This window comes from Stenotrophomonas sp. YJH_SMC_64 (assembly GCF_059371375.1).
The window spans coordinates 84,080-97,070 of sequence record NZ_JCAFUN010000009.1 but is presented as its reverse complement, the minus strand read 5'-3'; the positions used below and the strand labels follow the sequence as shown (position 1 = coordinate 97,070).

The following is a 12,991-nucleotide window of genomic DNA, read 5'->3' as shown; positions in this document are numbered from 1 at the left end:
GGCGCCCCAGTGGCGAAGCCCTTGATCAGCGTCAAGGCGTACGAAAGTGGGCGGACATCACGTCCGCCCACGAAGAGGTGCATCTGGCTTCAGGCGCGATCAGCGCTGCTGGCCGCCGCGGTTGTTGCCGCCGCCGCGTTCCTGCTGTTGCTGCCCGCCGCCCTGGTTACCGCCCTGGTTTCCACCCCCGCGGCTGTTCTGGCCGCCTTCGCGGCCGATGTCCGCCATGTGCTGGCGATCCTGGCTCACCGCTTCGCCGCCCTTGCGGCCGGCTTCACGTGCTTCTTCCGAGCTGAATTCATGGGCGTTGCCTGATTCGTGCGCGGCACGTCCACCCTTGGCGGCGATCTCGCGCTGCTTGTCCTCGTCCATCGAAGCGAAACCGCGGTTGCTGTTGCCCTGGTTCTGGTTCTGGTTGGCCATGGAAAGTCTCCCTGGGTTGAGCCGCCCGACTGGCGGCAGGGACCATCTTCCAGATCCGGCGCTAGACCGCGGTGGCATGACCGCCAACGTGGCGTCATCCGGAAGCCCACGATTCCTCATCCGGTCTCCACGAAACGTGGTGCACGCGCGTGTGCGCCGCAGGCGCGCCCGCCGCGCTCGATCACGTGTCAAAGCAATGCGGCGGGCCCGCGCCTCAACTCGACGCAGCCTCTACGCCGGCCTCACTGCACATACGACCCGCGTCGCTAAGGTAGAGCTGTCTGCAACAACCGGTGGTGCCATGCCTTTTCGTGCGATTGCCTATGTGAGTGAAGCTTCCCGAAGCCTGACCGAAGACCGGCTGCAACGGCTTGTGGCCGAAGCGGTGCAGTTCAACGAATCCGTCGATGTCACCGGTACATTGCTGTTCGACGGCTCGCGCTTCCTGCAGTATCTGGAGGGCCCGGAGGCCGGGATCAATGCGGCTTACGCGCGCATTCTCGCGGCCGGCAGCCACAGTGGGATCGTCGAACTGAACCGGGGCAGGGTGGGGCGCCGGCAGTTTCCGCACTGGCGGATGCGCAGCGTGCGGGTGGATGAGCTCGCGCTGGGGAAGATTGCCATATCCGACTGGACCGGCTTCGTGCGCAGCGCGTCGGCGCTGGAGTCGGGCGCCAGCGCACTGGATCGTCTGCTGTCGGTCTCGCAGTTGCAGACGGATGCAGGTGCGGGAGAGACCCTGGAACCGTACGGGCAGCTGGTACGATGACGGCGGCGGCCGCCCCGCGTGCATCCGCTCCACTGCGTGTCGGCTGTGCGGGCTGGTCGCTGCCGCGCGCGGATCAGGAAGCGTTCGGGGCGGGCGACACCGCGCTGCAGCGCTACGCCACACGCCTGCCGATGGTGGAGATCAACTCATCCTTCTATCGACCGCACCAGGCCAGGACCTATGCGCGATGGGCGGCGAGCGTGCCGGAGGGCTTCCGGTTCGCGGTGAAACTGCCGCGAGAGATCAGCCATGAGCGTCGGCTGCGCGACGCAATGCAACCGCTCGAGCGGTTCCTTGAAGGCGTGCTGGAGCTGGGTGAAAAGCTCGGGCCGTTACTGCTGCAGTTGCCGCCGAGCCTGGTGTACGACACGGCCACGGCCATAGCATTCCTGCGGGGCCTGCGCGCGCGTACCCAGGCCGATGTGGCGTGCGAGCCGCGCCACCCGAGTTGGTTCACGCCGGAAGTGGATGCGCTTCTGAGCGCGCATGGCGTGGCACGGGTTGCCGCGGATCCGGCACGTGTGCCGGCGGCAGCGACGCCCGGCGGTGACCGCGCGTGGAGCTACTGGCGCTGGCACGGCCAGCCACAGATCTATCGCAGTGCCTACGACGAACCCACCCTTGCCCACCTTGCGCGGCAGCTGCTGGCCGAGGCCGACGTGAAACGACCCGCCTGGTTCGTACTGGACAACACCGCACTGGGTCACGCCACCGGCAACGCCCTGCACCTGCAGGCGCTGCTGCAGGAGAAGGAACATGCCTGAAGGCCCTTCGATCGTCCTGCTGCGCGAAGCAGCGAGCCACTTCAAGGGGCGCGTGGTCCGCGCCGTCTCCGGGAACAGCCGGGTCGACCTGTCGCCGCTGCAGGGCAGAAGGGTCAAGGCGGTCCGCAGTTGGGGCAAGCACTTCCTGCTGGAATTCAGCCGCCACACACTGCGCATCCATCTGATGATGTTCGGCAGCTGGCGCATCGACGAACGGAAGCCAACCCCGCCGCGTGTATCCCTGCGGTTCGACAATGGCGAGCTGAACTTCTATGCGTGTTCCGTGCGGCTGATCGACGAGCCGTTGGACGAGGTCTACGACTGGCGCGCGGACGTGATGAACGATGCATGGGATCCGAAGCTGGCCCGGCGCAAGCTGAAGGCAATGCCGGACGTCATGGTTTGCGATGCGCTTCTGGACCAGACGGTCTTTGCCGGCGTGGGCAACATCATCAAGAACGAGGTGCTGTTCCGTATAGGCTTGCACCCCGCCACGCGGCTGGGCGACCTGCCACCGCGCAGGCTCACCGCGCTGATCACGCAGGCCCGCGCCTACAGCTTCGATTTCCTGGAATGGAAGCGCCGCTTTGAGCTGAAGAAGCATTGGCAGGTGCACACGAAGAAGGTCTGTCCCGTGTGCGGTGGCCCGATCAGCAAGCTCTACATGGGCACCACCCGGCGGCGCACGTTCTTCTGCCCGAACGACCAGGTGCTGTACGAACCCTGAGGCCGCCGTCCATGGCGGCCGGCTTCGGGGCGCGTCGATCAGGCGGCTTGGGCCGCCTTGGCATTGCCGCCGCCCTTGGCCAGCAGGGTGAGCTTCTCGTCGGTGGCCTTCTCTTCCTCAAGCGTCTCCAGCAGCAGCGGCAGGGCATCCTTGTAGCCCAGCTGCTTGGCCAGCGCGGCGATGGTGCCGTAGGACGCAATCTCGTAGTGCTCGACCTTCTGCGCGCCGCCGATCAGGGCCGCATCCCGCACCGGCCCCTTGTCGATGCTGTCGATCACTTCCTTGCCTTCTTCCACCAGGCCCTCCATCGCCGCACACTTGATGCGCTTCAGGCGAATGCCCAGGATCTCCACCACCTGGTCGATGCGCTCGATCTGGCCCTGGGTTTCTTCCAGGTGCGTCTCAAACGCCATGGCCAGGTCCGGGTTCTCGGCCGCACGGGCCAGGCGTGGGAGGGCCTTGGTCAGCTGCTTCTCGGCGCTGTAGATGTCCGAGAGTTCGTGGATGAACAGGTCTTCCGCCGTCTTGATAGCCATACTGGGCTCCGCAGTGAGTGGAGTGCCCAGCGTAGGTCCTGCCCGGTTTCGATCGGGCAGGGGCCAGGTGAAGGCCGCATGGGAGCGTCCACCCGAACTCTGCGCGCTGTCTTCACGATGCGGAATCTGTCGACGTCTGTTGGCGCCGATGCATCCAGGTCTTCGCCATGGCTTCACAATGGCATCGCTTCGTACCCATGCACCGGCCGGTACGGTCACTTCACGCCCGATCACCCGTGGAGACTCCCATGAGCGATGACAAGAAGAACACCGGCAGCCCGGACCGGGATCGTATCAACGTCAACGAAGATTACGAGCTGCAGTACTGGACCGCGACGCTGGGCGTGTCCGCCGCAGAACTTCGTGCCGCTGTCGCGGCGGTCGGCCCCACCGCCGTTGCGGTCCGCAAGCATCTGGGAAAATAGCGCGGAGTTGCCCATGTCGCTGGTCGAGTACCGCCGCAAGCGTCGTTTTGACCAGACCCAGGAGCCCGAGCCGGGCAAGGCGCTACCGAAAGGCCAACGCGCCATCTTCGTGGTGCAGTTGCACCATGCCAGCCGCAGGCACTACGACTTCCGCCTGCAGGTCGGGGACGCGCTGAAGAGCTGGGCCGTGCCCAAGGGGCCCAGTTACGACCCGAAGGTCAAGCGCATGGCGGTGGAGGTGGAGGATCATCCTGTCGACTACGCGAGCTTCGAGGGCGACATCCCCAAAGGCCAGTACGGCGGTGGCCATGTTGCCCAGTTCGACCACGGTGTATGGGCCACCCAGGGCGACCCGGAAGCACAGCTTGCCAAGGGACATCTGCGCTTCGAGCTGTTCGGCGCCAAACTGAAGGGCGGATGGCATCTGGTCCGCTCCGGGAAGCCGGCGCGCCAGCCGCAGTGGCTGCTGTTCAAGGAGGACGACGAATTTGCCGGCGATATCGAGGCGGACGATCTGCTGGCGGATGTCGCTGAACCCCTCCGGAGGATCTGAAGCGGTCGGGCGCCGGCAAGACTTCAAAGAAGAGGCTCGCCACTGTACCCGCCAGGCGCACCCGGGCAAAGAACTGGACGAAGAAGGCCCTGGCGCTCAGCAAGGCAAGAAGGGCCGCAGCGCCGTCCGGTCCATTCGAACCGCAGTTGGCCAGGCTGGGAGACGCGCCGCCCCAGGGCGAGCAGTGGGTCCATGAGATCAAATGGGACGGGTACCGCATCCTTGCCACGGTCGCCGAGGGCAAAGTGCAGCTTTGGTCCCGGAATGCACTGGAGTGGACCGGCAAGATCCCCGAGATACGTGACGCGGTGGCGGCACTGGGCCTGACTTCAGCCGCACTGGACGGCGAGCTCATCGCCGGCGCCGGCACCAAGGAGGACTTCAACCTGCTGCAGGCCACGCTCTCCGGCGAGCGCCAAGGTGTGCTGACGTATGCCCTGTTCGATCTGCTGCATCTCGATGGTGTGGATGTCGCTGATGCGCCCTTGCTGGAGCGCAAGGCCTTGTTGCAGTCCGTGCTGGAAGGGCAGGGCCGCCCATTGGCGTTCAGTTCGCACGTTCAAGGTGATGGCGATGAAGCCTATCGCGTGGCCGGCGAGCAGCATTTCGAGGGCATCATCTCCAAGCGCGCCGACCGCAGCTACCAGAGCGGCCGCAGCGAGGATTGGCGCAAGACCAAGCAACTGGCCAGCGACGAATTCGCGGTGGTCGGATATACCGCTCCAAAAGGCAGCCGCACCGGCTTCGGCTCGCTGCTGCTGGCCAGGCCGGATGCGAAGCATGGCTGGCTCTACGCCGGCCGCGTCGGGTCTGGGTTCTCGGACGAACTGATCGGTGACATCAGCAAGCGCATCAAGGGCGGTGGCGGCCGCAAGCCGACCGCCTACGTACCCACGCAGGACACCGACCTGCGCGCTGCGACCTGGTTCGAGCCGCGTTTCGTGGTCGAGGTCTTCTACCGCGGGATCGGTGGGCAGCAGCTGTTGCGCCAGGCGTCGTTGAAGGCGGTGCGGGCCGACAAGGATATCGCCGACCTTGCCGATTCCGATCGCGCTGGAACGTCCCCGGCGGCGGCGCGCACACCGGCAGCCTCGCGACCTGCGCGCAAGGCCAGGAAGGCACCGGTGGCCGATCGCGCGCCGCCGTCGCTGTCGTCTCCGGGCAAGATCCTGTTTCCCGGCGACGGTTACACCAAGCAGGACGTGTGGGATTACTACACAGCAGTGATGGATCATCTCCTGCCCGAGGTGATTGATCGCCCGTTGTCGATCATCCGATGCCCCAGTGGCACCGCAAAACCCTGCTTCTTCCAGAAACACCATACGGCCGGACTGGAACTGGTCGACGCGGTAAGGCTGAAGGAAGAAAGCGGCATCAATGCCCATTACCTGGTCGTGCGCGACCCGGCCAGCCTGCTCGAACTGGTGCAGTTCAACGCATTGGAATTCCATCCGTGGGGCAGCCACGCCGAAGCGCCCGAGCAGGCCGACCGGGTGGTGTTCGATCTGGATCCAGGACCGGACGTGCCCTTTGCCGAGGTCAAGAAAGCGGCCACCGACATCCGCAAACTGCTGGCGCAGCTGGAGCTGGAGTCATTCCTGCGTGTATCCGGCGGAAAGGGCCTGCACGTGGTCGTGCCGCTCAACCCGGGATGCGATTGGGACCTGACCAAGCGCTTTGCGAAGGGTTTCGCCGAAGCGCTGGCGCAATCCGAGCCGCAGCGGTTCCTGGCAACAGCCACCAAAAGCCTGCGCAACAAGCGGATCTTCGTTGACTATCTGCGAAACGGGCGCGGAGCAACGGCGGTCGCGTCCTACTCGTTGCGGGCCAGGCCAGGAGCGCCGGTGGCGCTGCCGATCGCATGGGGTGACTTGGCCAAACTCACGCGCGCCGACGCATTCACGATCAAGGATGTGCCGCCAAAGCTCAAACGGCGCCGCAAGGACCCGTGGGCCGGCATCGAGAAAGTGGAACAGAATCTCGCGCGGTGGGCGCAGGCGGACCCATAGCCTGCGCTCGTGCCCGGTACCGTCTGTCGGCCCGAATCCGACTGATTCACAATATGCACGGCGTTGAAACAATTGTCCGACGCAGTTGGCCTATGCTTGGGGCGCGGAATCTGGGGGGATTCTCTACAGGAGCAGCCGATGCCGATCCGGGCAGTCGCATACGTCAGTGAAGCGGGCCCAGCCGTTGCGGGTGATCCGCTGGGCCTTGGCAGTGGGAAGCTGGATGATCTGGTGGATGATGCCGCCCGCTTCAACCGTAATGCGGGCGTGACCGGGGTGCTGCTGTTCGATGGAGCCCGATTCCTGCAGTACATGGAGGGGCCCGAAGACGGCTTGAGCGTGGCGTACTCACGGGTGCTCGGTGCTACCAGCCACACGGGACTGATCGAATTGCAGCGCGGCAGGGTAGGCAATCGGCGTCTCCCGTTCTGGCCGATGCGCTGGCTCCCGACGCAGCCGGCGGTGATGAGACGCCTGGCCTGCGCAGACTGGCTGGGGTTTGTGCAGCACAGCGACGGCCAGGCCGAGGCTGAGACGGCGATGGACGTCATGGTCAGGTTGGTCGAACCCTATGCCATCGCGGCCTGACGTGATGGCTCAACGACCTCCATAGCGCGCCGCCCACGGGATCTCTCCGCTGCACACGTTGAGGTGCCCGGTGCGCATCACGCAATACATCCGGGCATCCGAGTCGGCACTGGCAGCAATGAAGTCCAGCGCCTCGGCGAGCATGCGGATGAACTGCGGCTCGGGGTAGAACGCCGCCCATTCCGGCAGCATTTCGTCCAGCTGCGCGATCATCAGGTCGATCTCCAGGTGCGTGCTCACAGCGGGCTCCTCCTTCCAGTCAAGCTAGCGACCGCACTGCAAGGGACGCGTCGTCGCCCGCACAGCGGGCGCAGGCGCGTCGCCCACGCGATGTTCACCGGCCTTTGATCGGCATCGATGCTGCTATGCGTGTGAGCATTTCCTGCACGGCTGCACCACTGCTGTTTCACCCCCGGCGGCGTATCACGGGAGGCTTCCAGCTGACTCTGCAAGGGTGTATTCATGGCCGACCCGTTACCGCGCGCCAGCCTCTGGTCCCGTGATGCCCAATCGAACAGCTTCCGTCCACTTGCCGGAACCACGCAGGCGGACGTGCTGGTGGTTGGTGCTGGCATGACCGGCCTGCTGACAGCGGCCCGCCTGGCCGATAGCGGCCTGGATGTGCTGGTGGTCGATGCGGGGCCCATCGGCGGGCGCAATACGGTGATGTCCACGGGCAATCTTTACGCGCCCGTTTCCCGGCTGGCAGACCTGATCGCGCGTTGGGGCGGTGACACGGCCAGTCGTATCGTGCAGTGGCGGCAGCAGGCGCTGCGGTCCATCGAAACACTGGTTCACCGCTACGATCTGCGCTGTGGCTTCGAACGCGTGGCCATGCAGTACGGCATGCAGGAGCGCACCCGCGAGGTCACTGCGCGATTCGAGCGTGAGCTGCAGGCCTATCAGCGCGTCGGCCTGCAATGCGAACACCACCAGTCCGGGCTGCCGTTCACCTTGGGCCACGCCTTCCGCGTTGCAGATCAGGCGCAATTGGATCCGGCGGCGTTCTGCATTGAGCTGGCGCGACATCTGGCGGGCCGAGTGCGCATCCACGACTGGACCCGGATCAACAGCATCGAGGCATCCGCCGGCGTTGCGACGGCCGACGGCGCCCGCATCCACGCCAGGCACTTCGTGTTGGCCACCCATTCGCCAGCAGGTTTCAACCTGGTGCAGGCCGAGATGGAGGTCTACCGCGAATACGGCGTGGCGGTACCGGTTGCCACGCCGCCCGCGGCAGGCATTCATTGGATTGCCGATCGGCACCGCTCGTTGCGCGGGGTGCGCGGTACTGATGGCCGTGACTGGCTGGTGCTGGTCGGCGAGACCCACCGCACCGGCGAAACGCCGCCGATGGATCCAGCCCAGCATCTGGTCGCCGACGCGCATCGCAATTTCACCGTGCAGGGCGAGCCGCTGTGCTGGTCCGCGCAGCAGTTCCGTGCAGCCGACCATTTGCCCTACATCGGCAGCAGCGCGCACGACAATGTTTGGGTGGCTACCGGCTATGGGCCGGACGGCTTGACCTGGGCGGGCGTGGCCGCGCGTGCGATTACCGAGGGAATCCTCGGCACGACCAGCGAGATCGAGCAGCTGCTCAGCCCCATGCGCTTCACACCGTTGCGCTCGGCGGCCGGCTGGGCCCGTACCAATGGCACGGTTGCGCGGCACATGGTGGGAGATCGCCTTGCTGCTGTGCCGTCGCACTCACCCACCGAGCTGGCCCGTGGCTGTGGCGCGCTCCTGGACGTGGGTGGAAAGCGAACTGCGGTCTACCGCGACGAGGGAGGGCGCCTGCACACGATGTCGGCGCTCTGCCCGCACCTGAAGTGCGTTGTTCAATGGAATGGCCATGAGCGCACATGGGATTGCCCCTGCCACGGCAGCCGCTTTTCCGCAACCGGAGCGCTGCTCGAAGGCCCTGCCAGGCAGGGCCTCACACCAGAACAGGCATAGGCGCAGGTAGCCGCCGGAGCAGCGACCTCAGGCTTCGGCGGTCGCGTCCGCATCGCAGGGCATGCAGCGTTCCTTCTTGGACTTGATGTCTGCAGCCGTCTTCGCCAGTGCCTCATAGCGCTGGCGTATCTCTTCAAGATGCGCCGGCTCCATCGACTCCAGGTTCAACAGCTCCTGGTTGGCATCCTTGCTGACACGGATCAGTTCATCCAGTTTGATGTGCAGCGCTGCGGTATCGGCGTTCTGCGTATGCTGGATCAGGAACACCATCAGGAAGGTCACGATGGTTGTTCCCGTATTCACCACCAGCTGCCACGTGTCATTGAAGTGGAAGGCCGGCCCGCTGGCAGCCCAGGTGATGATCACCCCCAGCGCTGCGACGAATGCCCCCAGGCTGCCGGACAATCGCGCCGTCGCGGCCGCGACACGGGCGAAGCCGCGCCGGATCACTCGTCACCTCCCGCGGCCTCCTCATCCGTGCGACGGTCTGGCAACCTCACCCGCTCCCCAAGGCGCTTGGCCTGCTCGTCCGGCGTGGGTGCAGCGACGAAGGGAGAGATCGGGTCGCTGGCGGGGAAGGTCTCCTGCAGCGCTTCGTCATGATTGCGGTGGTTGTGCAGCTTTGCCTGCAGCGAACTGACAGGATCGGGGCGCTGCGCCTCCGTGTCCGGATGGGGAAGGTCTTTCTGGTCGCGTTGCATGGTGCATCTCCAGGTTGATCACCACCTCGCAGGTGGTGGGCCCAGCATAGGAATGCGTTGTGAGCGGCCCCATCAAGGGCGGGGCAACGTGATGTCAAACCTTCAGGCAACGCGCACTAACAATCAGCAGGGCGGGGGAGCCCGGCGTCGGCCGCGGCGGCGCCACGCCATCACCTGGCCCACCACAGCCGTCAACAGCAGCATCGCATTTGTCACCACGAAGACCACGCTGCCCAGCATCGCGCTGTACACCGTGAACAGCGCAGACGCGGTCATCTGGCCTGCGAACAGCCACCTGGACACGGCTTCCGGGTTGGGCGACTGCCACTGCTTCACCATCTGCCGGATCAAGGTTGCCATCAGTACCGCCGTCGCGGCCCAGCCAAGTATGTCGGGGTGCATGAGGGCCTCCGGTGTGTGGACAGCCCCACGCTAGCCCTTGGCTGGGCAACGCCGTACGAACGAGAGGTGAAGACAGCATCCCGCCTCCGGCGCCCTCGCGCCATTCACTCCGGACCGGTGACAATGGCCGCTCGGGCGCACCATGCGCGATCCGCCCACCGAATGCAGGAATGCTGAGATGTCCAACACCCCCTTTGGCGAATCGTCATGTGCTGCCGCAGCCAGCGGCTGCATCGAGGTCCGCGGTGCGCGCGAGCACAACCTGAAGAATGTCGATGTCTCCATTCCACGCAATGCACTGGTGGTGTTCTCCGGCGTGTCGGGGTCCGGCAAGTCCTCGCTGGCCTTCGGCACGGTCTTCGCCGAGGCGCAGCGGCGCTACTTCGAATCCGTCGCGCCCTACGCACGTCGCCTGATCGATCAGGCCGGCGTGCCCGACGTGGATGCCATTGACGGGCTGCCACCGGCGGTCGCCCTGCAGCAGCAACGCGGTGCCAGCAATGCGCGCTCATCGGTGGGCAGCGTGACGACGTTGTCCAGCCTGGTGCGCATGATGTACTCGCGGGCAGGGGCCTACCCGGCCCACCAGCCCATGCTGTACGCCGAAGACTTCTCGCCCAACACCCCACAGGGTGCCTGCAGCACCTGCCACGGCCTGGGGCACGTCTACGAGGTGACCGAAGCGCTGATGGTGCCGGACCCGTCGTTGAGCATCCGCGAGCGCGCCATCGCCTCCTGGCCACCGGCCTGGCATGGCCAGAACCTGCGCGACATCCTGGTCACGCTGGGCTACGACATCGACGCGCCGTGGAAGAAGCTGCCGAAGAAGGACCGGGACTGGATCCTGTTCACCGAGGAAACGCCCACGGTGCCGGTCTATGCCGGCTTCACGCCGGCCGAGACCCGCGCCGCGCTCAAGCGCAAGCTGGAGCCCAGCTACATGGGCACGTACACCGGCGCACGCCGCTACGTGCTGCACACCTTTGCCAACACCCAGAGCGCGCTGATGCGCAAGCGTGTTTCCCGCTACATGGAAGGCCGCCTGTGCCCCGCCTGCCAGGGAAAGCGCCTGAAGCCGGAAGCGCTTTCGGTCACCTTCGCCGGCGTGGACATCGGCGAGTTCATGCGGCTGCCGCTGGACCAGCTGGCGGCCTTGCTCGAGCCCATCGCGCAGGGCGATTTCAGTGCACACAGCCACGGCGCGCGTACCAGCAGGCGTGCAACGCCCCGCGATCGCGCCAAGCGGGCAGCAAGTGGCCGCGCGACCCACGAAGGCGCCCCCGACGTGCGTCTGACCTCAGCCCTGTCAGAGGAAAAGCGCCTGGCGGCACAACGGCTGGCCGGTGGGGTCATGGCGCGGGTACGACAACTTCGCGAGCTCGGCCTGGGCTATCTCTCACTGGACCGCGCCACGCCCACACTGTCGGCCGGCGAACTGCAGCGCCTGCGCCTGGCCACGCAGCTCAGCTCGTTGCTGTTCGGCGTGCTGTACGTGCTCGACGAACCGTCGGCCGGCCTGCATCCGGCCGACAGCCAGGCGCTGTACGACGCGCTGGAACGGCTGCGCGACGGCGGTAACTCGGTGTTCGTTGTTGAACACGATCTGGAGCTGATGCGCCGCGCGCAGTGGCTGGTAGATGTGGGCCCGCAGGCAGGGGAACATGGCGGACGCGTTCTCTACAGTGGCGAGCCCGACGGCCTGCGCAACGTTCAGGATTCGCGCACGGCGCAGTATCTGTTCGACCGGGTGCCCGCGCCGGCCAGCCGGCAGCGCAGTGCCAACAGCTGGCTGACGCTGAAAGGCATCCACCGCCACAACCTGCACGGTGTGGATGCGCAGGTGCCGTTGGGGTTGCTGACTGCAGTGACCGGCATTTCCGGATCGGGCAAATCCAGCCTGATGGCGCAGGCGCTGCCCGAGCTGATGCTGCTGCACCTCGGGCATGAGACGGCAGACGACGGCGCCGACAGCGCACCTGCCGAAGGACCCACCGTAATCGAAGCAACGCGGGGCCAGCTGGCCGGCGACGTGGACGCCATCCAGCGCGTGGTGCAGGTAGACCAGAAGCCCATCGGCCGCACGCCACGCTCCAACCTGGCTACCTACACGGGCCTGTTCGACCACGTGCGCAAGCTGTTCGCCGCGACACCCGACGCGCGCCGTCGCCGATTCGATGCGGGCCGCTTTTCGTTCAACGTAGCCAAGGGGCGATGCGAGACCTGCGAAGGCGAGGGTTTCGTCAGCGTCGAACTGCTGTTCATGCCCAGCGTCTATGCGCCGTGCCCCACCTGTCACGGCGCCCGCTACAACGAGGCCACGCTGAAGGTGCAGTGGAACGGCCGCAACATTGCCGAGGTCCTGCAGATGACGGTGGACCAGGCCCATGCGTTCTTCGCCGAAGAAGAGGCCATCGCCCGCCCGCTGCAGTTGCTGCAGGAGATCGGCCTGGGCTACCTGCGGCTGGGCCAGCCGGCCACGGAGCTTTCAGGGGGTGAGGCGCAACGCATCAAGCTGGCCACAGAGCTGCAGCGCAGCCAGCGCGGGCGCACGCTGTACGTGCTGGACGAACCCACCACCGGCCTGCATGCATCAGACGCGGACAGGCTGCTGGTGCAGCTTCAGCGGCTGGTGGACGCAGGCAACACGGTGGTGATGATCGAGCACGACATGCGTTCTGTCGCACAGGCCGACTGGGTGATCGACGTCGGCCCGGGCGCAGGCAGCGCGGGCGGCACCATCGTGGCAGCGGGGCCACCGCATCAGGTGGCCCGCGCCAAGGGCAGCAGGACGGCACCGTTCCTGGCATCCGAGCTGGGGCAGGGTGTGCGCGAGCGGAATCGTCCGGCAGGAGGCGCCTAGCCGCAGGACAGCAGCGTCCAGCAACGATCGGCAATCTCTGCCGCGCCAGGGTGGCCGCGCAGGCTTGATCGTTTCGCAAGGCGGCACTGCAGGTCGTCCATCCAGGCTGACCGGGTACCGTGCGGATCTCTCACATAGATATCGCAGGCAAGCCGGATGACCGGCGCCACTTCGTGCCGGAAACTCATCGCGGGCAGCGCACCCAGATTGAACGCGGTTTCCCAGTGGGCCAGCTCGCGCTCCACATCGACAACGTGCTTGCTTCTTCCGTGGCTCAC

Annotated in this window: 14 protein-coding genes and 1 pseudogene; 8 read left to right on the top strand and 7 right to left on the bottom strand. The window is 66.0% G+C overall.

Annotated elements, in window-relative coordinates:
• Nucleotides 1-99: 99 nt before the first annotated feature.
• Nucleotides 100-423 carry a KGG domain-containing protein gene (locus AC5P9L_RS11340; protein WP_005409695.1) on the bottom strand — a complete coding sequence of 108 codons (324 nt, stop codon included), beginning with the start codon at nt 421-423 and terminating at the stop codon, nt 100-102.
• A 301-nt stretch (nt 424-724) separates the two neighbouring features.
• Here AC5P9L_RS11340 and AC5P9L_RS11335 point away from each other — a divergent pair, with 301 nt between their 5' ends.
• The 3 genes from AC5P9L_RS11335 to AC5P9L_RS11325 are packed head-to-tail and all read left to right on the top strand — an operon-like array spanning nt 725 to nt 2,683.
• Nucleotides 725-1,192, top strand: coding sequence for a BLUF domain-containing protein (locus AC5P9L_RS11335; RefSeq protein ID WP_227416048.1), 468 nt, complete (start codon nt 725-727; stop codon nt 1,190-1,192).
• Nucleotides 1,189-1,956 (top strand): DUF72 domain-containing protein, encoded by a 768-nt coding sequence (locus tag AC5P9L_RS11330; protein ID WP_133050518.1) that lies wholly within the window; start codon nt 1,189-1,191, stop codon nt 1,954-1,956. Before AC5P9L_RS11335 ends, AC5P9L_RS11330 begins: the two co-directional genes overlap by 4 nt.
• On the top strand, nt 1,949-2,683 hold the full coding sequence (locus AC5P9L_RS11325; protein ID WP_133050519.1) for a DNA-formamidopyrimidine glycosylase family protein: 735 nt from the start codon (nt 1,949-1,951) through the stop codon (nt 2,681-2,683). The genes AC5P9L_RS11330 and AC5P9L_RS11325 overlap by 8 nt, the downstream gene beginning before the upstream one ends.
• A 38-nt stretch (nt 2,684-2,721) precedes the next feature.
• Here the strand turns inward: AC5P9L_RS11325 and AC5P9L_RS11320 are convergent, their stop codons facing one another.
• On the bottom strand, nt 2,722-3,219 hold the full coding sequence (locus AC5P9L_RS11320) for a YciE/YciF ferroxidase family protein (RefSeq protein WP_049441022.1): 498 nt from the start codon (nt 3,217-3,219) through the stop codon (nt 2,722-2,724).
• A gap of 248 nt (nt 3,220-3,467) precedes the next feature.
• Between AC5P9L_RS11320 and AC5P9L_RS11315 the strand changes: the two genes are divergently transcribed.
• The 3 genes and pseudogenes from AC5P9L_RS11315 (at nt 3,468) to AC5P9L_RS11305 (ending at nt 6,794) form a co-directional block, all read left to right on the top strand.
• Complete coding sequence (locus tag AC5P9L_RS11315) at nt 3,468-3,644, top strand: DUF3606 domain-containing protein (protein WP_065426543.1); 177 nt, start codon at nt 3,468-3,470, stop codon at nt 3,642-3,644.
• Nucleotides 3,645-3,657: 13 nt separating this feature from the next.
• Nucleotides 3,658-6,206, top strand: a pseudogene (gene ligD / locus AC5P9L_RS11310) (DNA ligase D).
• Nucleotides 6,207-6,344: 138 nt separating this feature from the next.
• Nucleotides 6,345-6,794, top strand: a complete 450-nt coding sequence (locus AC5P9L_RS11305; protein WP_279915511.1) for a BLUF domain-containing protein — start codon at nt 6,345-6,347, stop codon at nt 6,792-6,794.
• 9 nt (nt 6,795-6,803) lie between these two features.
• On the opposite strand, the gene AC5P9L_RS11300 is transcribed toward AC5P9L_RS11305, so the two are convergent.
• The gene (locus tag AC5P9L_RS11300) at nt 6,804-7,034 is read right to left on the bottom strand and encodes a hypothetical protein (protein ID WP_279915510.1); all 231 of its coding nucleotides are present in this window, start codon (nt 7,032-7,034) and stop codon (nt 6,804-6,806) included.
• Between the two features lie 222 nt (nt 7,035-7,256).
• Between AC5P9L_RS11300 and AC5P9L_RS11295 the strand changes: the two genes are divergently transcribed.
• Nucleotides 7,257-8,750 (top strand): FAD-dependent oxidoreductase, encoded by a 1,494-nt coding sequence (locus tag AC5P9L_RS11295; RefSeq protein ID WP_279915509.1) that lies wholly within the window; start codon nt 7,257-7,259, stop codon nt 8,748-8,750.
• Nucleotides 8,751-8,777: 27 nt separating this feature from the next.
• Here the strand turns inward: AC5P9L_RS11295 and AC5P9L_RS11290 are convergent, their stop codons facing one another.
• The 3 genes from AC5P9L_RS11290 to AC5P9L_RS11280 all read right to left on the bottom strand — a co-directional run bounded on the left by AC5P9L_RS11290 (nt 8,778) and on the right by AC5P9L_RS11280 (nt 9,853).
• Nucleotides 8,778-9,200, bottom strand: a complete 423-nt coding sequence (locus AC5P9L_RS11290) for a low affinity iron permease family protein (protein WP_111190977.1) — start codon at nt 9,198-9,200, stop codon at nt 8,778-8,780.
• Entirely contained in the window at nt 9,197-9,451 is a 255-nt protein-coding gene (locus AC5P9L_RS11285; protein WP_279915508.1) for a hypothetical protein, read from the bottom strand. Before AC5P9L_RS11285 ends, AC5P9L_RS11290 begins: the two co-directional genes overlap by 4 nt.
• A 123-nt stretch (nt 9,452-9,574) precedes the next feature.
• Nucleotides 9,575-9,853, bottom strand: coding sequence for a hypothetical protein (locus AC5P9L_RS11280; RefSeq protein WP_069138524.1), 279 nt, complete (start codon nt 9,851-9,853; stop codon nt 9,575-9,577).
• Nucleotides 9,854-10,031: 178 nt separating this feature from the next.
• On the opposite strand from AC5P9L_RS11280, the gene AC5P9L_RS11275 reads away from it, so the two are divergent.
• Nucleotides 10,032-12,713, top strand: a complete 2,682-nt coding sequence (locus tag AC5P9L_RS11275) for an excinuclease ABC subunit UvrA (protein WP_279915507.1) — start codon at nt 10,032-10,034, stop codon at nt 12,711-12,713.
• Here AC5P9L_RS11275 and AC5P9L_RS11270 read toward each other — a convergent pair.
• Nucleotides 12,710-12,958 carry a hypothetical protein gene (locus AC5P9L_RS11270; protein WP_235646762.1) on the bottom strand — a complete coding sequence of 83 codons (249 nt, stop codon included), beginning with the start codon at nt 12,956-12,958 and terminating at the stop codon, nt 12,710-12,712. The genes AC5P9L_RS11275 and AC5P9L_RS11270 overlap by 4 nt on opposite strands.
• Between the last annotated feature and the right edge of the window lie 33 nt (nt 12,959-12,991).